The organism is Bartonella machadoae (genome assembly GCF_022559585.1).
GTDB lineage: Bacteria > Pseudomonadota > Alphaproteobacteria > Rhizobiales > Rhizobiaceae > Bartonella > Bartonella machadoae.
Genome location: NZ_CP087114.1, coordinates 859,880 through 878,340 on the forward strand (window position 1 = coordinate 859,880; position 18,461 = coordinate 878,340).

The following is an 18,461-nucleotide window of genomic DNA, read 5'->3' on the forward strand; positions in this document are numbered from 1 at the left end:
CACTTAATATATTGATTTCATTGTGTTTTTCTTAACAACACGTTTCTTTCTGCGAATACAGTAGCCTCACAGGCAAAAGCGTTAGCGCAAGAGGCAAAGGATTTATTGAAACAGTCTAATTTAACGGTTCTTTCCATTTCCACACCGTTTCTTGTTGCGACGGGAAAGAGTCAATTAACGTTAAAAAAAGGAACGCATATTTCTTTGGCACTCGCCAATGATGTTTTGGTTGCCAGTTATACGACAGATACAAGAATCTCCGTTCCTTCTCTTTCGGCGGGCAAGGATTATTATGTTTATTTGGTTTCGGATGAAGGACAGTCTCACAAATTTGTTTTGTCAGAAAACTCTACCTATCCAAGGGATTACACGGTTAATAATTCGAGGAAGATAGGCGGGTTTCATACGCTTTGTGCGGATGTTGGTACGATTGAAGGTCATCCATTGTCTGGTTATCGGGCAGGGGATATTTTACCTAACTCAGTTTGGTGTCTTAATCACCGTCCGCATAGTTCTCCTGAAGGGATGGTTTATGACCCCTCACAAGATCTTTGGGTTGATATTTACCTTCAGTCAGGAATGGGTAGCAATACACGCTCTGCTTATGGTGTTCCTATCACGACGAACCGTCTACAGACAGATCATCTATCCGATATGTTGCGTGTTAAGAAAGCATTGCTAGATGATACACAATTCGCTTCTGCGATGTATGGAAGCAACGAAGGTAGTCCTATTCAAGGCAAAAAAGCACCTTCTCCAAAACATTCCGGAGGTTATAGGGATACGGCGAATAGACGGATGATTTCGCATATCGGTTGTGAGGATGGTTGCGGTTATGTTTGGCAATATTTGAGGGATGTTTGTTTTATGCAAACAGTATCAGGACAAGCACCAAATATACAATTTAAAAAAGATATGTATGCCTTGCTAGGTGGTGGAGAATGGTCAGATACTAAGAATATTACTCCACATTTGCGTGCAGTCATTATACGGTCATCCGTTTATGCATCATCTGGCGCCCGTGGCTGTAGCCATCCCCTTCGTTTTGTTTAGAGAGGATGTAAAGATGATAGATTATCCAGAGCATTTAAATAGCAAAGAAGATTATCTCAACATGCTGGACTATGACAAGGCAGAAACAGTGCGAAGGTTAGAACAGCTTTTAGAGACGCGTTTTTATTGGGTACCGATAAAAGAGCTTGGAGAAGGTGAAGAAGGGATTGAAGATGAGGGGCATAGCATTCATGTTGTGATGGAAATGACGTCTTTGGACGCTAATGCTACACCTGTAGAAAAGCGTTATCAGTATGAATTACAGGAAAGCGAATATGCACCGCTCTTTCAACTTGGCTTTGGTGTTGAGGAGGTCGAGCAATTAATAAGAGAGCACAGCCAATAAATCACTAACAGCCATCACGAGTTTATCCCGCCTCACTTTTGTGGGGCTTTTTTTATGGAGCAGGCAATGAGAAAAATATCGCAAGAAGGTTTAGCGCTAATCAAGCAATGGGAAGGTTTACGCTTGGATGCGTATCTAGATAAGGCATGTGTTTGGACGATTGGTTATGGGCACACCAGTAAGGCAGGCGAACCGTTTGTTAAGAAGGGCATGTCGATTAGCCAAGAGCGAGCAGAAGAAATTCTTTGTGAGGATTTAAAGCAATTTGAGAAGGCTGTTGCAAAAGCGGTGAAGGTTTCGTTAACGGATGAACAGTTCGCAGCGTTAGTCTCGTTTTGCTATAATGTAGGCACGCGCGCTTTTTACAACTCGACTTTGTTAAAAAGGCTTAATCAAGGTGATTATGCGTCTGTTCCTTTTGAATTGCAAAAATGGAATAAGGCTGGAGGCAAAGTTCTAAAAGGTTTAGCCAACCGGCGTGCTGCCGAAGCGGGATTATGGGCTCGAGGGTCTTATGTTTCTTCTAACTATCAAAGAGTTCAAGTAAAAGAGGCAACGGGTGCACTTAAAATAGAAGCCTTAGCACCGATTATAGGTTCTTGCTCTGGTCTTGGAGGCTTATTAGCAGGCAATGGTCCTATTCAATGGGCTTTAGCCGGTCTGATGGTTTTAGCGGCTTGTGTTGGTCTTGTGTTTGTTGCCAAACGGTTTCGGGAGCAACGGCTATGATGTTTTATCTCAAGAAATATTACTTGATGTTTACAGCGGCTTTAGCCGTTTTTTTTATGGCTTTAGCGAAGGCGTTTCATTTAGGCAAGAAAAGCGAACAGCACAAGCAAACAGAGAACGCTTTAAAGCAAGTAAAAACACGTCTTGAGGTTGAAAATGAAGTTAATCAGAAGAGTGATGGTGATGTGCGCCGTGATCTTTCTCGTTGGGTGCGCAGCAAAGAGGATTGAGAGTTGTGGTGGTTGGTTGCCGATTTATTTGGACCAGCAGGATGTTGGTGTGATCAGTGCCAATTTAGCAAGAGATATTTTAAAGCATAACAAGCATGGGGCGCATTTATGTGGTTGGAAAGATGAACAGAAATCCCAAGAGCGACGAGCAAGAGCTTACAGAGAGAGAACGAGAGCTCCTTCATGAGATGATCAATGCTTATCAGGGTGTGAAGATGATGTCTCGTTTTATGAAGTGGATGATGTTTTTTGTCTTTATGTTTATTCTTGATTTTGCCCGCCTTATGGATGCGCTCGATAATATCTTCTCACATCTTAAAAGATGGATAAGCAAGAGTTAGATACTCCGAAAAGAACTGTTGATTCGGAATAATTGAAAGAAAAATCTGAATTTTTTTGCTAGAATCAGAGCGAATATTCGTTTGTTTCATAGGATTTTAGATGCTTACACCTTTTGGAAAAAGCTTACGGAAACTTCGCATTGATTATTCTGAACGTCTTTTAGATATGTCTGAGAAATTAAACATATCCGTACCATTTTTATCATCAGTAGAAATTGGCAAAAAATCAGTACCGGTTGGCATGGAAGAAAAGATCATAGAGCTTTATGCTTTAGATCAAGAAGCGGCAGAACGTTTAAGGCGAGAATCTGATGCTTGTCGTCATGTTTTTACGATCAGACCTTCTGATCAGTTGAGGTGTGAAATCACCGGCATGTTTGTGAGAATGTTGAATAGTTTTTCACAACAGGATTTAGAATTCTTCAGAGAATTTTTAGCAGCAATTAGAGAAAGGGAAAGCAAAAAAAATGCCTCTGTTGTGGAGGCATGATTCAAAATCCTATTCCCTCGCTTTTATTCATGCATCCCTCACATTAAAAAACATATTGATCATCAATAAATTACATGAAGCTTAAAAGCACATGGTGCCCTGAAGAGGACTCGAACCTCCACGCCTTACGGCACAAGTACCTGAAACCTGCGCGTCTACCAATTCCGCCATCTGGGCTATAAAATCCATCTAAGCCTGTGAGGTTACTCTGTCAATAAAATTTAGAATTTATTTTGCAGATCAACGCTCTTGAGTTCCTTGTATTCACCACAATTTTAGAAATTTAAGGCGTAAGGATTGTTTTTGATGCAATTGTTGAGTCGGAATGAAAGGTATAGATAATAGGAATACCGGTTGCTAATTCTTGAGAGATAATTTCTTCACTGTTTAGACCTTCAAGCGCCATAATAAGGGCACGAAGAGAGTTCCCGTGTGCTGCGATCAAAACAGTTTGACAACGTAAAATATGCGGTTGGATGCGGTGAATATAATAGGGCCAAATCCGAGCACCAGTATCACGTAAACTCTCTCCATTTGGAGGTGCAATAGTATAGGAGCGACGCCATATTTGTACTTGTTCTTCTCCCCATTGTTGACGTACTTCATCTTTGTTCAGACCAGAGAGATCACCATAATCACGTTCATTCAATGTGGGGGTTTTGATAACTTCTAAGTCTGATTGTTCCATTTGTTCCAGAATGTGCTGTGCCGTTTTTTGTGCACGTTGTAAGGCTGATGTATACGCAATATCAAATTTTAAACCAGTTTCTTTAAGTTTTTTTCCTGCTGCTATTGCTTCTGCATGACCTCTTTCGGTCAAATTGGGATCTTTCCAGCCGGTGAAAAGATTTTTGAGATTCCATTCACTTTGTCCATGACGAATGAGTACAAGTGTGCGTTTCATGCGCAAATTTCCTGCGTTATATTGGTTGTTTAAAGTGCATCATTCAATCCTAAAACATCAAGCATTGAAAAAAGACCATTTTCACGATTTTTTGCCCATAAGGCTGCTTTTAAGGCACCATTGGCAAAGATAGAGCGTTCTTGTGCTGCGTGTGAAAGAACGATGCGTTCATTAGGGCCGGCAAAAGTAACATTATGGTCGCCAACAACCGTTCCACCTCGTGAACAGATAAAGCCAATTGTTCCTTTTTCGCGTTTACCTGTATGGCCATTGCGCTCGTTGACACACACATTCTTTAGCATAACATTGCGACCTTCGGCTGCTGCTTGTCCAAGAAGAAGAGCTGTTCCAGAAGGAGCATCAATTTTATCCGCGTGATGCATTTCATAGATTTCAATATCAAAATCATCAGATTCTAGAGCTTTTGCAGCTCTTTTTACAAGATTTGCTAAAAGATTGATTCCAAGGCTCATATTTCCAGATTTGACAATAGTCGTATATTTCGCAAAATTTGTAATTTGCATGTCTTCTGCTTTACTAAATCCTGTTGTACCAATAATATGCACAAGACCCTTTTGAGCAGCATAGTTAGCATAAAGAAGACTGGCTTGTGGCTGTGAGAAATCTAAAATACCTTCTGTGCTAGAGAAAGCGCTTTCAGGATCATCAGTGATGTGAACACCAAGGACATCTGAACCAATCAATATGCTAGCATCTTTGTTTACAAAAGACGATCCTTTGCGTACAAGCACAGCATGAAGCTCTACGTCTTTCCTCTGCTGGATGGCTGAAATAAGTTCGCGTCCCATTTTTCCATTAGCACCAACAACGGTAAGGCGCATATTTTTCTCCTTATAACACTTTACGTCTTACAGTATAGGCAAATTTCCACTTTCTTTCCAACAGTTCTTTTCTCTATAGGAGAAAAATTTTACTTCTTTAGTTATATGTAAGGATTGCTAGCTTATAGAAGCTGCTGGTGGGGAATCTTTATTCACATTACATTTATGATGAACAAAAAACGACTTTTTGTTTCATCTTAAGATGAGGAAAAACAAGAAAATATTCTTGTATTTGAAGGTCTCATTCAAATTATAAAAGGATAAATTCTTTATTATATTGTAAAAATTTAATGCGTTTTTCTTGATGTAGAAGTCTCTTTTTTAAAACAATGAATATTGCTTTTACTTGGTGAGAAAGGCGCTTAAAAGTCTAGATCTGCATAATGCGGGCTTGCTACAATTCCTCGGATGCGATCTGTTAAAAGAGAGCGAAAAGAAGGTCGCGATTTAATCCGCGTGTACCAGTCTTTGGCGGAGGGGGACTGTTCCCAGTCAACTTCTCCAAGAAAATCAAGAACAGACACAGAAGCTGCTGCTGCAAGATCCGCATAGGATAATTCAGAACCGACTAACCAGTCACGAGAGGCACAAAGCCAATTGAGATAGTTCATATGTGGTAGAATATTGGCGCGTGCATTGCGTAAAATTTGTGAATTGGGAGCACCACCGCCAATAGCGAGTGGCATTTCACGTTTATAGATTCGTTCTCGTACAATATGGCGTGTAGATTCGTTTTCAAATTTATTTAAAAACCAATCATTAAGACGGCGTACTTCAGCACGACTTAGAGGATTTTCCGGAAAAAGTTTATTTTCTTGTCGTAAACTTCCATGTGTTTCATCTAAATATTCGTAGATAACAATGGCTCCTGATAATGGAACTTCGTGTTCATCAAGAAGAACGGGAACATGACCAGCTGGATTAAGCGCAAGAAATTCATGTCTTCTGGCCCATTCATGTTCTTCAATGAGTTGAGCAGTTATACCATATTCTCCAAGAATGAGGCGTATGAAACGGGAGGCAGAGGATAGGGGAGAGTGAAAAAGTGTCAGCATGATCTACAGTATCAAATAGAGTTGATGAAAATTCTTTCAAGTAACAGGAATTTTTATAAAGCTGCTTTACGAGAAGTACAACATTATTAGCAAAAGCGAGTCATTATGCTTAATAAGCTCTTAATAACAGCAATATTATATTGTGATCGTTTGTAAAATGGCCGTACGTAATTCTTCCAAACCGTATGCTTTTTCTGAAGATGTCACAAGAATTTCAGGATAAGATGCTGGGCGTTTGAGAAGCTGTCTTTTTGTGGTTATTATTAGTTCTTCAAGAATGTGCAATTTTACTTTATCACTTTTTGTTAAAACTATTTGATATGAAACAGCTGCTTTATCGAGGAGATTTAGAACTTCTGCATCATTTTTTTTAATTCCATGACGTGAATCAATCAAAATATAAACACGTTTCAGTGTTGTCCGCCCTTGTAAATAGCTAAAAATCAAATGTGTCCACGCATCAACGAGGTTCTTAGGAGCTTTGGCAAAACCATAACCTGGCATATCTACGAGCGCTAGAGGGGGGAGATCCCCAGGTTTTCCACTGAAACCATTGGGTACAAAGTAATTAAGTTCCTGTGTACGTCCTGGTGTATTTGAGGTACGTGCCAAACCTTTTTGTTGAACAAGTGCGTTGATGAGAGAGGATTTTCCAACATTAGAACGCCCTGCAAATGCAATTTCTGGTGGTCCTTCTGGTGGAAGAAAGTGTATTGCTGGTACACCACGAATAAAAATCCAATTGCAAGAAAAAATATCAGAAAGAAGAGAATGCTTTGTCATTTATGCATTTCTTCTTTAGGAGGTTTTTTCCAGAGAGCTTTAAGATTATCAAAAAGCTCAATCTTCGCCCCTTGACGTTTCATCATGATTCCTTGCTGAATCATCGAGAGTATATTATTCCACGCCCAATAAATGACAAGACCAACAGGGAAAGAGGCTAGCATAAAGGTAAAAATAACAGGCATCCATGCGAAGATCATAGCTTGTGTCTGGTCTTGAGGAGCTGGATTCATACGCATTTGTAGAAACATCGTTATTCCCATGATTAAAGGCCATGCACCAATCATAAGAAATGTTGGAGTTGTATATGGCAAAAGACCAAATAAGTTAAAAACAGAAGTTGGATCAGGAGCTGCTAAATCTTTAATCCATCCGAAGAAAGGCGCATGTCGCATTTCAATGGTAATATACAGAACTTTATAAAGAGCAAAAAATATAGGAAATTGAACCAACATCGGCCAACAACCTGCGAGAGGATTAATTTTTTGGGTTTTATACAGCTCTATAATTGCTTGTTGTTGTTTGGTACGATCATCTGGATATTTTTCTTTTATTTCCAGTAACAGCGGTTGTATAAGCTTCATGCGTGCCATAGATTTATAAGACTTATTTGCCAGAGGGAAAAGAAGTGTTTTTAACAGCACTGTGACAAGAAGAATAGCAACACCAAAATTGCCTGTTTGCTTATAAAGAGTTTCAATGAGAGAAAACATTGGTCTAGTGATAAAATCAAACCAGCCCCAATCGATTAAAAGAGCAAATTTCTTGATTCTCAGATCATTTTGATAGTGATTAATAATTTCAACTTGTTTTGCACCAGCAAACAGACGATTTGTAATGGTTTTTGTTTCATTTGGGGCAATTGTTAAAAGCGCCCCTAACAAGTCAGACTGATAATGTGTCTGCAAGCGATCAAAATAAATAAAGCGACTTGTATATTCTTGATCTTGTGAAGGAATAACCGCTACAGCCCAATATTTATCGGTAATACCAACCCAACCTCCTGTTACTTTAGAAAAAACCATACTTTTCTGACCATTATCAGGATTTGGATCAAGTTCTGCTAAAGTTTTATATTTCTCAGTTTTAAGTGAATCACCTGCAATAGCTATCATGCCCTCGTGAAGCAAATAGGTTGCATTTGTATGTTCTGGTGGAGCAGCACGTGCAACACGAGCATAAGGCGAGAGATATACCGGTTTATCTGCTTCATTGCTGATAGAATCTTCAATGGTAAACATGTAATGATCATCGACAGAAAGGATCCGACGGAAAATCTGTCCCTGACCGTTGTTATAAATGAGAGTGATGGGCGTGGAAGGGGTCAGTATTGTATTGTTACCCTCTATTTGCCATTGGGTATCAGATTGTGGTAAGGCGTTTGCTGGCAAAGATGAACTCGTAAAACCAAATTCAGCAAGATAGGTTGTTGTGAATCCTTTGGGATTCAGTAGAGCAATTTCTGGTGATTTTTTTTCTACTGTCAGGCGATATTTTTTGAGATGAAGATCATCAAATTGTGCACCAACAAGATTAATGGAACCTTCAAGTTCATTGGTTTTGATAGCAATACGGTTTGTTTTTGACAACACAGCATTTCGCATTTCAGGGGTCATTTTGTGATTAATTATAGAAGCTGATTCATATGTTGGTGCAGCATCAGAAAAATTTGTTGTAGGAGTGGAAAGTGCTGATTGTTGTTTTGACAATTGCTGTGCAATTGCTTGTTTCTTTTGTAATTCAGCCTGTTTAGGAATCACATGAAGAAACTGCCATGCGACAAGCACAATGAAAGATAATCCAATGGCGATAAAGAAATTGCGGTTATATTCCATTCGTACTATCCTGTTACCGTTGTTGGTGTTTTATTTTTGGTTTTATTCGTCGGTTTAGTTCATTGATAAGAGATGTAAAAGGCGCATGAAGTGCATCAGGACGCGCAACAATAACATAGTCTGTCCCTGCTTCCATATTGTCTATAAGTCCAACCCGCACCGCTTCACGTAGACGCCTTTTGATACGATTACGTTTAACAGCATTGCCATTTTTACGTGTAACTGTAAAACCCACACGCGCAACAGGGAGAGGTTTCATTCCTGCTGTTTGTTCATGAGATTTAACCTCCAGCAAAAACAAAGGACCACGCCGCTTTTCTCCTGTTCGTACAGCCAAAAAATCCGCTCTTTTGCGAATGCGACAGGGGTGTTTTTTCTTCATAAAGGGCATTTCGCAACTTTACTAAATGCCTGTAAAAACAAGCATTGAAGGTTCATAACGAAAGTTTCACAATGAAAATATGAGGACGATACTCAACCATTGTGAAAATGTAAATGGTTAAACTAAATGCTTAAGCAGATAACCGTTTACGCCCACGAGCACGCCTTGCAGCGATGACTTTGCGCCCACCGGCTGTTGCCATACGTGCACGAAACCCATGGCGGCGTTTACGGACCAGTTTAGATGGTTGGTAAGTACGTTTCATTTATTTAAATACCGCGGAGTGCGGCCCTTCTTAATTCTATGGGTAAACTTATGCGTTAGATGAACAGTAATATATTCTATTATACGGTCACTATTTCATAAGGAAAAAAATAAAAAAGTCAATCTTAGATTATTTTTCACTCTCCTAAAAAATGCAAAAAAACTCTCTATTATAGAAGCTTTTTGTTCGTAACACTCTTAAAAGTTAAGGGAAATAATTGCTGTTTTCAATGAGTAATTTTACAGCTATTTTTTTACAAGACAATGGAGTGTTCACACTTTTCATAAAGAATCTATAATTTGTTGTTATATAATTATGATAGAGCGCCTGTTTACGTTAAGAGGTTTTCTCAATTTTGCTTTTTAAAGATTTTTATAGGAACATTTGTAAAATGATCGAATGACATTCTGGTTAATGGGATTTTATGCTCTAGGTTTTTACTTGAGGTTTGTTTCGTATTTTACAAGAGATGTGATATATAAGGTATTTGCGCTTTACAATTCTCATAAAGTGGGAATTTTTAGGGCGTCTAAGTTGAAGTTTTTCACCTTTATTGCTCTATTTTCTAGATTTTTTATAGAGAGGAAAGAATGTGAGTCCTATCACGAGTGAGGCTATTCGCGATGCATTACATCAAATCAAAGGACCAGGTTTTGAAAGTGATATTGTATCATCAGGGCTTCTTTCAGAAATATTGATTGCTCATGGAAAAGTTTTTTTTTCCATTACTGTTCCAGATGGACGTGTACAAGAATGGGAGACGTTGCGTCGTACTGCTGAAGAAGTGGTCTGTGTTATGGATGGGGTTGAATCTGTAGTTGTCACACTTACGGCAGAAAAAAAACCAATGGTCTCGTCTTCTGTGCGTAAAAATACAGTTTTTTCTAGGTCAAAACGTAGAATAAGTGGATTGCCTGTGAAAATGCCAATAGAAGGTGTTCGGCATGTGATTGCCGTTGCTTCTGGAAAGGGAGGCGTTGGTAAATCGACAATGGCAATGAATATTGCTCTCGCTTTACAAGATTCTGGTTTTAAAACGGGTTTGATGGATGCAGATATCTATGGTCCGTCTTTGCCGCGTTTAACAGGACTTGTTAATGAAAAACCACAGCTTATTGATGGGAAAAAGTTTCAACCTCTTGAAAAATTTGGACTGAAATTAATGTCGATGGGCTTTTTGGTTGAGGAGGAAAAGCCGGTGGTGTGGCGTGGTCCCATGGTAATGGCGGCTGTAACGCAATTGCTTAGAGATGTTTTATGGGGCCCTCTTGATATTTTGGTGGTTGATATGCCCCCAGGGACAGGCGATGCACAATTGACACTTGCGCAACAAGTGCAGTTGACGGGAGCATTGATTGTTTCTACTCCACAGGATCTTGCTTTGGTTGATGCGCGTAAAGCAATAGAATTGTTCATGAAAGTTGATGTTTCCATTTTAGGGCTCATTGAAAACATGAGCTATTTCATTGCTCCTGATACGCAAAAACGTTACAATATTTTTGGTTATGGTGGTACCCGTACAGAAGCAGAGCGTCGAGGAGTGCCTTTCTTAGCAGAAGTGCCACTTGATGCAGAATTGCGGTCTTCCTCAGATGACGGTGTGCCAATTTTTGTTGCTAAGCCTGATGAGGAACAGGCTAAGCTTTATCGTGCGATTGTTAATCAGATAAAAAATAAATTTTTATAAATGCATGTTTTTCTCAGATGGAATGCTAAAATACGCTGTTTAAAAATATAAGAAGCTATTTTATCAACATTACAAGACATGGACTTTTACTGGGGGAGAGGTTTCAGGGGTGAAATAAACGGAAAAGCGCATCATACAGTATGTGATAATGTTTATTTTTATCAACATAAATTATTTGTTGTTTTTTGTGAGAAGAGTGAATTGGCTAAAGCTTTGATGTAGGTATAAAAATGTATTTTTCACTATGAAATTTTAGATATTGGTTATACCATCGTAAAAGCGGTAAAGAGTATGACAACATGAGATGTTATGGCGCAAGTGAGTCATGTTTATTCACAATGACATAGGCAATCATTACGGGCAATCATTATTGAGAGGAAGTGATTTGTAGTTGCTTTGGTTGACAGTTTTGATATCGATAAATAAGGCTGATTTTAAAATCTAGGCAATGAAAGAATTCAAAAATTTATCCCTTAAAAAGAATGAATAAGCCCAAGGGATGGGGAGGAAGAGAATTTCGCTTCGTGGTTCATGAGGAAAAGATTTATATAAAAAGATTTATATAAAGTGATAGGGGTTGATGTGGTATTAGTAACACTGGGAATGCAATTCTATTGGAAGTGCCAAGATGATTGAAAACACATTAGAGACTAAGAAAAGCGCAGATATTGATGCGAACCATTTTGTGATGACACGCGAATTATTTAAGCGGTTTATTCTTTGGCAATGACAATAAAGTTGGCAGCGATGGATAATCATGGGTAAAGGTTTTATTGAAGATTGATAAAAGAGGGGATTCTTGCAGATGAAAGAAGGGTATGTGTGAAAAAACATATTTTATAGGAACGCATGCTTATCCTGCGCCTGTCATAGAACCAGGGCTTTATCTCGTATCAACGCCTATCGGAAATCTAGCAGATATCACTCTTCGTGCTTTGCAAGTGTTGGCGGGGGTTGATATTCTAGCGTGTGAGGATACGCGAGTAACGCGTGTTTTGTTGGAACGCTATGGTATTCAGAAAAAACCATTCCTTTATCACGAACACAATGCACAAAAGGCAGGGCAGAAGTTATTAGCAGTTTTAGTAGAAAATAAAAGCGTGGCACTTGTATCAGATGCTGGTACACCGCTTATTTCTGATCCTGGTTTTCGACTAGTAGAAGAAGCGCGCAAAGTTGGTTGCAAAATCATTCCGATCCCTGGTGCTTCAGCACTTTTAGCAGCTCTTGTTGCTACGGGGCTTCCTACCGATAGCTTTTTTTTCGCAGGTTTTTTAAGTGCACGCAAGGCACAACGCCAAAAGCGTTTGGAACAATTAAAAACGATCCCCGCGACTTTAGTTTTTTATGAATCTCCACATCGTCTTGTTGAGACTTTACAAGATATGATTCCTGTTTTTTCTGCTAATCGTCCCGCGGCAATTTGTCGTGAATTAACAAAAAAATTTGAAACAATAGATGTTTCCAATTTAGGGAATTTATTGGAAAGTTATAGGCAAAAGTCTCATATTCGAGGTGAGATTGTTATTCTTGTTGGAGAAGCCCCTCCTTTTTTAGAAGTGATGAGCGATCAAGAAATTGATGGCATGTTATTAGAATTGGCGCGTACATATTCTGCTGCTCAAGCAGCTGCTTTAGCGGCTAAGAAAACAGGTTTTAAAAAGCAAGAGCTTTTTCAGCGGTTAAATTTTTTAAAAGATAGCTAAAAATTTAAAGGATTGATAAGCTTATGCAAAAAGAGCGCAGGCAAAAGTCTTTTTATCGCGGTATTCGTGCAGAAAAATGGGCTGCTTGGTGGTTGCGACTCAAAGGATTTCATATTGCTGAAATTCGTTTTAAAACAAAATGTGGTGAAATTGATTTAATTGCGCGGCGTGGAAATCTTGTTTTAATCGTTGAAGTCAAAGCACGTTCAAGTTTAGCTGAAGCAATGGCAGCAGTTTCTCGTGAAAATGAGAGACGGATTGAAGCAGCCGCTGATATTTGGCTAGCACGGCAAAAAGATCATGCTCTTTTATGTGTACGCTTTGATCTCATTGCAATTTTACCGTGGCGTTTGCCACAGCATATTCCGGCATTTTTTACATCTGATAAATAAACGTTCCTATATCGTTTTAACCATGGTAAATGAAAAACATTTCATTTTTATAGACAGATGGGTTAGGAAAGTGTGCTACAATTTGAGCACTATGAGGAGCAAAACATGGACGATTATGAAAAATTTGCAACGGGTTTATTGATTGTTTTTGGAGCACTGATTATTGGTGGTTTAATGGCAATGCATATCGTTCTTATGAATAAACCAGGTTTTTTATGTGCACTAGCGGCTGCTGTCGTTGGTTGGTTTTCTGCTTTTGCAGTTCTTTTTGATAAACCCAAAATCTATTTGGCATTGATTATTGTTGCTATGTTATGTGTTGCTTCCTCGATTACTGTTTATGTAAGTTAAAATCGATGAACTGTTGGTGCAGTTTTCTTTAAAAATTATTTATGTAAGGAGTAGAAATGAAAATTGGCTTTTTGGGAACAGGTAAAATCAGCACTTCAATGATTGATGGCTTAATGAAAAGCAAATTTGACGTTTCTTCGCTTCTTATTTCACCTCGCAATGCGCAAATGGCAGAACACCTTTCACTCAAATATGATAGGGTCATCATTGCTGAAAATAATCAGGCATTGCTCGATATGAGTGATTGTGTTTTTCTTTGTTTGCCTAACCAAATTGCCGAAGAAGTTTTACGTTCTCTTCGTTTTCGTTGCAAACAGCTTGTTGTCTCGGTTCTTGCTATGGCAAAAGCAGCACAAGTTGAAGAGTGGATTAGCCATAAGGTTTATCGTGCTGTTCCACTTCCTTTTGTAGCAGAATGTAAAAATTTGACGCCAATCTATCCTGATCATCCCTTTTTACACCGTTTATTTGAAGCTCTGGGGGGAACATTGGTATTGAATGCAGAAGAACAGTTTAATCTTTTCATGACTGCTGGTTCACTCATGGGAGTGTATTTCAATTTTATAGAAACAGCACATCAATGGTTTATAAAACAGGGATTAGAACAGCAACAATCAGCAGATTTTCTTGCGATGATGTTCGGAAATCTTACCGATGAAATGCGCAAAATTATAGCAATAGAGGGTCCTGCCTCTCTTGATTTTGCATTGCTTGAGAAAGAGTTTTCAACAAAAGGAGGAACAAATGAACTTTTGTCGAACTGTTTTTCTCATCAAGGGGGGAAAAACGCTCTAATAACAGCTCTTGAGACGACCTTGCAAAAAATGAAGGATTCGTTTTCTCATTAAAATGTTGGATTCATATTTTCTGTTTTCAATGAGAAAAATATGAGTGTATTTTTTGAAAATGACCTGAACGCAACTCTAGAAAATTATTAGCTATGGATATTTGAAGAGTAAGAAGATTGATCTTCAAGATTTTTTCTACAGTCATAAACTGATTTATGAAGACAATTCATTATTTCTATCTTGTATGAGAACATTAAAGATAAAAAGCTTTTTTATTTTAATTCTTTCTCATCATGAATAAAAAATATTTGCTTATCCGTTATTAAGAAGCATTCATATATCGATAAATAAACCTGTAAGACATTGATTTATAATGATAATCCATTGTTTTGGTATGTTGAATGAGACCCTCGAATATTGTAAGATTCTCTCATCTCAAACCTGCTTTTGTTGAAACAATCATAATTATTTATTTACACGTTATAAGCGGGGTTATCGTGTGAGTAAAAAACTCTAACGAAAGGAGTAAAAATGCCTGTTATGAATCGTCTAAAGACTGAGGGCTGTTGTACATTGGGGGCCGGTAAAGAGTATGATGGTGCCTGCACCTTCATAAGCGTAAAGATGGTGGTGCTCAATGGCTTTTATGCTATATCATTTGCGGGTGCTGTCGTGAAATGGGCTTGGGTGCTTTAAGAAATGTCTCTTAAAAAAAAGCTCGTGAATGTGCAACACAATGGTGTTCTGTTTTGCATGAAGGTCGTGACTCCATAACCATTTAAGACGGGAGAAAATATGTTTCTTATCAATCAACTTAACAATGGAAGAATAAGCATAACATTTTGAGTGCACAAACCGAAGAGTTGTGTTGGTTTCTACTCTATAGAATGTAAAAGATGATATCATCCATTGGATTTTGCAATAGACTCTTTGTGGAGGAAAAACGAAAAGGGGAGGTGATCTGTTAGAGAGGTTCCTCTAAAGTAAATTTGTAAATAGCGTAGCGTCATGGTGTATTGTTCTTTGTGAGGAAAAAGAATGAAAAAAGTAAAAACCTGAGTCGGCATTGTACGATCTTCATTCAAAGATATTTTTGTGGATGTTCTTGAAAACTGTACAGCTAAATTAAAAAGAGAGAGTGTGGAGAATGGTTTACAGCCTTATGAAAGAAGAGTGCAAATATTTTTCACATTGGTAGGTAAAAATTTTAAAAACAATATGTTAGAGATTTTTCTTATAAAAAATAATATCTCGGAGTGTTTTTTATTGGGAGTTTCGTGATAGAATAGGTTTTGCATGGTGAGAAAACTGAGGCAATTATATTTATCGGCCCCCAATGTTGCGACAGCCCTTGGTATTGAGACGATTCATAAGAGGCATTTTTATTCCTTTCTAAACGTTTTTTTACCCACACGATAACCCCGCTTATAACGTGCAAATAAGTGATTATGATTGATTGAACAAAAGCAGGTTTGAGATGAGAGAATCTTACAATATTCGGGGGGCTAATTCAACATGCAAAACGATGAATTATCTTTATAAATCAATGTGTTGCCATTCGAGAACGTGGAAGAGATTCTTGTTTTTGAGAAGAAGAACTCTGTTGATTGTGTTTTTCTGTTCTCAGTTTGGAGAAATGGGCAATGATTACATATTTAAATAAAGTGGTCCCTCATTGCCTTGTGGACAGGTCCAATTAATATTTTGATTGGGATCTTTGATATCGCATGTTTTACAATGTATGCAATTTGAAGCATTGATAACATAAGTTTTGTTGTCACCATGTTCTATTGTCCATTCATAAACGGCAGCAGGACAATAGCGGGTGGAAGGCCCACCATAAACTGCATATTCAGAATTTTTTTGTTTATCTAATGAGAATATTTTTAGATGGCATGGTTGGTTTTCTTCGTGGTGGACATTGGAAAGAGCAACACTAGAGAGGCGATCAAAGGTCACAATACCGTCTGGTTTTGGATAAGCAATGGGTTTAAAATTTTCTGCTGGTTCAAGACATGCATAATCTGCTTTTCCGTGAGAGAGTGTTTTAAATAAAGAAAAGCCAAAAAGCTGTTGCCACCACATATCAAAGCCAGCAAGCTTAATACCGTATTTTGTGCCATATTTTGCCCAGAGCGGTTTGGCATTGCGTACTTTATAAAGATCTTTACCGATGGGACCTTTTCGCCAATGTTCTTCGATTTCTTTGACTTCATCGTGGGTGCGGCCTTGTGCAAGAGCTTTAGCGATTTTATCGGCTGCTAATATGCCAGATAAGATGGCGTTGTGTGAGCCTTTAATACGAGGAACATTAACAAAACCGGCAGAACAGCCAATAAGTGCTCCTCCAGGAAAGGTGAGTTTGGGAACAGATTGCCAACCACCTTCGCTAATGGCACGTGCGCCATAGGAAAGGCGTTTTGCACCTTTGAAGATCTCATAGAATTTGGGATGTGTTTTAAAACGTTGAAATTCTTCAAAGGGGGAGAGATAGGGGTTCTTATAATCCAAATGCACCACGAATCCCACAGAAATGAAATTGTTTTCCTGATGATAAAGAAAACCTCCGCCTCCGGTCTTATTATCTAAGGGCCATCCTATGAAATGTTGAACTAAACCAGGTTGGTGTTTTTTGGGATCAACTTCCCAAAGTTCTTTAAACCCAAGACCAAATTTTTGTGGTTCACGGTTCTTACTAAGATCAAACTTTTGTATCAGTTGTTTGGCAATGGAACCACGTGCTCCTTCCGCAATTAAAGTATATTTTGCCAACAAAGCCATCCCAGGCATATAATTTTTTCCAAGTGTTCCATCTTTATTAACGCCTACATCACCTGTGAGAACACCAATGATGGCTCCGTTATCGTTTTGAATAGTCTCAGATACGGCAAAACCAGGATAGATTTCAACGCCGAGTTCTTCAGCTTTTTTGCTGAGCCAACGGCAAACATTGCCGAGTGAAACAATATAGCAGCCACTATTTGATAAGATTTTAGGGGAAAAAATATGAGGGAAGAGTGTTGCGTGTTTTGGTTTTAGAAAAAAAAACTGATCGCTGGTGACAGGAGTGTTGAAGGGGTGCTCGTGTTCATTTCTCCATTCTGGTAGAAGTGTGTCAATGCCTATGGGATCAACAACTGCACCAGAGAGTATATGTGCACCAACTTCGCTCCCTTTTTCAACGACTGTGACAGAAAGTTCTGGATTAATTTGTTTGAGACGAATTGCTGCAGAAAGTCCAGCAGGTCCCGCTCCGACAATAACGATGTCAAATTCCATACTTTCACGGTGTTGATGCAAAGATGCATTCATGACTTATAAAGCTTTCTCCAACTCAGGGATAATGTGATGAAGATCGCCTACAAGGGCATAATCAGCAATTTGCATGATGGGGGCTTCAGCATCTTTATTGATGGCTACAATAATTTGTGCATCCATTATGCCAGCTAAATGCTGGATTGCACCGGAAATCCCGACAGCAATATAGAGTTCAGGGGCAACAACTTTCCCTGTTTGTCCAATTTGCCAATCATTAGGGGCATAGCCAGCATCAACGGCTGCACGGCTAGCACCTAGAGCAGCATCGAGTTTATTTGCCAGAGGGAGAAGGAGTGCCATAAACTGTTCTTGTGAACCAAGACCACGTCCACCTGATATAATAACACGTGCTGAAGTAAGATCAGGGCAATCACTTTTGTTGGTCTCTGCTTTTATAAAAGAAGAAAGGTTTGGATTAGGTGCTGGTGTTATTGTTTTAATAGGAGCAGCGTTATTTTGCAAAGCGGCTGGTGTGAAAGAAGCTGTACGAACTGTTATGACCTTTTTATGATCATTGTTGCGTACAGTTTCGAGAGCATTCCCTGCATAAATTGGTCGTTTAAAGGTATCGGGCGCAAGAACAGCAACAATATCTGAAATTTGCATAACATCAAGAAGAGCGGCTACGCGTGGCATGACATTTTTTCCGATGCTGGTAGAGGCAGCCATGATCACATCATAATCATTCGCATGTTCGACAATTGTATTGGCCATAGGCTCAGCGAGGTGATGTGTTAAATAATCAGCTTCAGCAACAAGAATCTGCCGTACACCAGAAAGCTTAGCACTATTTTCGGTGATTTTTTGAACTTTTGTTCCACAAACTAAAATATCAATATCATCGCTTATTTTTCGAGCTGCGGTGAGTACTTTTGCGGTTTGCTCTGTATTTTGTTCGGCTAATAAAAGAATTGCCATACGTTTTTACCTTTTTATGCAGTGTTGCTTTTGATCATGTTTTTAT

20 protein-coding genes, 1 tRNA gene and 1 pseudogene are annotated in these 18,461 nt (G+C 38.8%); 12 read left to right on the top strand and 10 right to left on the bottom strand.

Annotation, left to right across the window (positions count from 1 at the left end; all coding sequences use genetic code 11):
• The first annotated feature begins 105 nt into the window (after window positions 1-105).
• The 6 genes from LNM86_RS03920 (at window position 106) to LNM86_RS03950 (ending at window position 3,189) form a co-directional block, all read left to right on the top strand.
• Window positions 106-1,053 carry a phage major tropism determinant gene (locus tag LNM86_RS03920; RefSeq protein WP_241438513.1) on the top strand — a complete coding sequence of 316 codons (948 nt, stop codon included), beginning with the start codon at window positions 106-108 and terminating at the stop codon, window positions 1,051-1,053.
• 13 nt (window positions 1,054-1,066) lie between these two features.
• Window positions 1,067-1,399 (top strand): hypothetical protein, encoded by a 333-nt coding sequence (locus LNM86_RS03925; RefSeq protein ID WP_241438514.1) that lies wholly within the window; start codon window positions 1,067-1,069, stop codon window positions 1,397-1,399.
• Between the two features lie 66 nt (window positions 1,400-1,465).
• Complete coding sequence (gene bgtA / locus LNM86_RS03930; RefSeq protein ID WP_241438515.1) at window positions 1,466-2,128, top strand: gene transfer agent endolysin BgtA; 663 nt, start codon at window positions 1,466-1,468, stop codon at window positions 2,126-2,128.
• On the top strand, window positions 2,125-2,358 hold the full coding sequence (locus LNM86_RS03935; RefSeq protein WP_241438516.1) for a hypothetical protein: 234 nt from the start codon (window positions 2,125-2,127) through the stop codon (window positions 2,356-2,358). Before bgtA ends, LNM86_RS03935 begins: the two co-directional genes overlap by 4 nt.
• A gap of 110 nt (window positions 2,359-2,468) precedes the next feature.
• Window positions 2,469-2,699, top strand: a complete 231-nt coding sequence (locus tag LNM86_RS03945) for a hypothetical protein (protein ID WP_241438518.1) — start codon at window positions 2,469-2,471, stop codon at window positions 2,697-2,699.
• A gap of 100 nt (window positions 2,700-2,799) precedes the next feature.
• On the top strand, window positions 2,800-3,189 hold the full coding sequence (locus LNM86_RS03950; protein WP_241438519.1) for an XRE family transcriptional regulator: 390 nt from the start codon (window positions 2,800-2,802) through the stop codon (window positions 3,187-3,189).
• Between the two features lie 92 nt (window positions 3,190-3,281).
• Here LNM86_RS03950 and LNM86_RS03955 read toward each other — a convergent pair.
• From LNM86_RS03955 to rpmH, 8 genes are all read right to left on the bottom strand, one after another.
• Window positions 3,282-3,366, bottom strand: a tRNA-Leu gene (locus tag LNM86_RS03955).
• Window positions 3,367-3,472: 106 nt separating this feature from the next.
• Window positions 3,473-4,093 carry a 2,3-bisphosphoglycerate-dependent phosphoglycerate mutase gene (locus tag LNM86_RS03960; RefSeq protein ID WP_241438520.1) on the bottom strand — a complete coding sequence of 207 codons (621 nt, stop codon included), beginning with the start codon at window positions 4,091-4,093 and terminating at the stop codon, window positions 3,473-3,475.
• 29 nt (window positions 4,094-4,122) lie between these two features.
• Window positions 4,123-4,935 carry a 4-hydroxy-tetrahydrodipicolinate reductase gene (gene dapB, locus LNM86_RS03965; protein ID WP_241438521.1) on the bottom strand — a complete coding sequence of 271 codons (813 nt, stop codon included), beginning with the start codon at window positions 4,933-4,935 and terminating at the stop codon, window positions 4,123-4,125.
• A 362-nt stretch (window positions 4,936-5,297) separates the two neighbouring features.
• Complete coding sequence (locus LNM86_RS03970) at window positions 5,298-5,990, bottom strand: glutathione S-transferase family protein (protein ID WP_241438522.1); 693 nt, start codon at window positions 5,988-5,990, stop codon at window positions 5,298-5,300.
• 135 nt (window positions 5,991-6,125) lie between these two features.
• Entirely contained in the window at window positions 6,126-6,773 is a 648-nt protein-coding gene (gene yihA / locus LNM86_RS03975; RefSeq protein WP_241438523.1) for a ribosome biogenesis GTP-binding protein YihA/YsxC, read from the bottom strand.
• Window positions 6,770-8,608: a membrane protein insertase YidC gene (yidC, locus tag LNM86_RS03980; RefSeq protein ID WP_241438524.1), complete on the bottom strand. Its 1,839-nt coding sequence runs from the start codon at window positions 8,606-8,608 to the stop codon at window positions 6,770-6,772. Before yidC ends, yihA begins: the two co-directional genes overlap by 4 nt.
• A gap of 13 nt (window positions 8,609-8,621) precedes the next feature.
• A complete protein-coding gene (rnpA, locus tag LNM86_RS03985; protein WP_241438525.1) occupies window positions 8,622-8,990 on the bottom strand; it encodes a ribonuclease P protein component in 369 nt (122 codons plus the stop codon).
• 130 nt (window positions 8,991-9,120) lie between these two features.
• On the bottom strand, window positions 9,121-9,255 hold the full coding sequence (rpmH, locus tag LNM86_RS03990; RefSeq protein ID WP_005864709.1) for a 50S ribosomal protein L34: 135 nt from the start codon (window positions 9,253-9,255) through the stop codon (window positions 9,121-9,123).
• Window positions 9,256-9,847: 592 nt separating this feature from the next.
• Between rpmH and LNM86_RS03995 the strand changes: the two genes are divergently transcribed.
• The 6 genes and pseudogenes from LNM86_RS03995 to LNM86_RS04020 all read left to right on the top strand — a co-directional run.
• Window positions 9,848-10,942 (top strand): Mrp/NBP35 family ATP-binding protein, encoded by a 1,095-nt coding sequence (locus LNM86_RS03995; protein ID WP_241438526.1) that lies wholly within the window; start codon window positions 9,848-9,850, stop codon window positions 10,940-10,942.
• An 818-nt stretch (window positions 10,943-11,760) separates the two neighbouring features.
• Complete coding sequence (gene rsmI / locus LNM86_RS04000) at window positions 11,761-12,648, top strand: 16S rRNA (cytidine(1402)-2'-O)-methyltransferase (protein ID WP_241438527.1); 888 nt, start codon at window positions 11,761-11,763, stop codon at window positions 12,646-12,648.
• A 23-nt stretch (window positions 12,649-12,671) separates the two neighbouring features.
• Window positions 12,672-13,040, top strand: coding sequence for a YraN family protein (locus tag LNM86_RS04005; protein WP_241438528.1), 369 nt, complete (start codon window positions 12,672-12,674; stop codon window positions 13,038-13,040).
• A gap of 105 nt (window positions 13,041-13,145) precedes the next feature.
• A complete protein-coding gene (locus LNM86_RS04010) occupies window positions 13,146-13,391 on the top strand; it encodes a hypothetical protein (protein WP_241438529.1) in 246 nt (81 codons plus the stop codon).
• Between the two features lie 56 nt (window positions 13,392-13,447).
• Window positions 13,448-14,239, top strand: coding sequence for a pyrroline-5-carboxylate reductase (locus LNM86_RS04015; RefSeq protein WP_241438530.1), 792 nt, complete (start codon window positions 13,448-13,450; stop codon window positions 14,237-14,239).
• 471 nt (window positions 14,240-14,710) lie between these two features.
• A pseudogene (locus LNM86_RS04020) lies at window positions 14,711-14,952 on the top strand (Arm DNA-binding domain-containing protein); the annotation flags it as partial.
• An 874-nt stretch (window positions 14,953-15,826) separates the two neighbouring features.
• On the opposite strand, the gene LNM86_RS04025 reads toward LNM86_RS04020, so the two are convergent.
• Both LNM86_RS04025 and LNM86_RS04030 read right to left on the bottom strand, forming a co-directional pair.
• The gene (locus tag LNM86_RS04025; protein WP_241438531.1) at window positions 15,827-17,491 is read right to left on the bottom strand and encodes an electron transfer flavoprotein-ubiquinone oxidoreductase; all 1,665 of its coding nucleotides are present in this window, start codon (window positions 17,489-17,491) and stop codon (window positions 15,827-15,829) included.
• Window positions 17,492-17,494: 3 nt separating this feature from the next.
• On the bottom strand, window positions 17,495-18,415 hold the full coding sequence (locus LNM86_RS04030; RefSeq protein WP_241438532.1) for an electron transfer flavoprotein subunit alpha/FixB family protein: 921 nt from the start codon (window positions 18,413-18,415) through the stop codon (window positions 17,495-17,497).
• Between the last annotated feature and the right edge of the window lie 46 nt (window positions 18,416-18,461).

Bases quoted from the DNA above. Each gene is read 5' to 3' on its own strand.
- LNM86_RS03925 (WP_241438514.1), top strand. From the start codon at position 1,067: ATGATAGATTATCCAGAGCATTTAAATAGCAAAGAAGATTATCTCAAC.
- bgtA (WP_241438515.1), top strand. From the start codon at position 1,466: ATGAGAAAAATATCGCAAGAAGGTTTAGCGCTAATCAAGCAATGGGAA.
- LNM86_RS03935 (WP_241438516.1), top strand. From the start codon at position 2,125: ATGATGTTTTATCTCAAGAAATATTACTTGATGTTTACAGCGGCTTTA.
- LNM86_RS03950 (WP_241438519.1), top strand. From the start codon at position 2,800: ATGCTTACACCTTTTGGAAAAAGCTTACGGAAACTTCGCATTGATTAT.
- LNM86_RS03960 (WP_241438520.1), bottom strand. From the start codon at position 4,093: ATGAAACGCACACTTGTACTCATTCGTCATGGACAAAGTGAATGGAAT.
- dapB (WP_241438521.1), bottom strand. From the start codon at position 4,935: ATGCGCCTTACCGTTGTTGGTGCTAATGGAAAAATGGGACGCGAACTT.
- LNM86_RS03970 (WP_241438522.1), bottom strand. From the start codon at position 5,990: ATGCTGACACTTTTTCACTCTCCCCTATCCTCTGCCTCCCGTTTCATA.
- yihA (WP_241438523.1), bottom strand. From the start codon at position 6,773: ATGACAAAGCATTCTCTTCTTTCTGATATTTTTTCTTGCAATTGGATT.
- yidC (WP_241438524.1), bottom strand. From the start codon at position 8,608: ATGGAATATAACCGCAATTTCTTTATCGCCATTGGATTATCTTTCATT.
- rnpA (WP_241438525.1), bottom strand. From the start codon at position 8,990: ATGAAGAAAAAACACCCCTGTCGCATTCGCAAAAGAGCGGATTTTTTG.
- rpmH (WP_005864709.1), bottom strand. From the start codon at position 9,255: ATGAAACGTACTTACCAACCATCTAAACTGGTCCGTAAACGCCGCCAT.
- rsmI (WP_241438527.1), top strand. From the start codon at position 11,761: ATGTGTGAAAAAACATATTTTATAGGAACGCATGCTTATCCTGCGCCT.
- LNM86_RS04005 (WP_241438528.1), top strand. From the start codon at position 12,672: ATGCAAAAAGAGCGCAGGCAAAAGTCTTTTTATCGCGGTATTCGTGCA.
- LNM86_RS04010 (WP_241438529.1), top strand. From the start codon at position 13,146: ATGGACGATTATGAAAAATTTGCAACGGGTTTATTGATTGTTTTTGGA.
- LNM86_RS04015 (WP_241438530.1), top strand. From the start codon at position 13,448: ATGAAAATTGGCTTTTTGGGAACAGGTAAAATCAGCACTTCAATGATT.
- LNM86_RS04025 (WP_241438531.1), bottom strand. From the start codon at position 17,491: ATGAATGCATCTTTGCATCAACACCGTGAAAGTATGGAATTTGACATC.
- LNM86_RS04030 (WP_241438532.1), bottom strand. From the start codon at position 18,415: ATGGCAATTCTTTTATTAGCCGAACAAAATACAGAGCAAACCGCAAAA.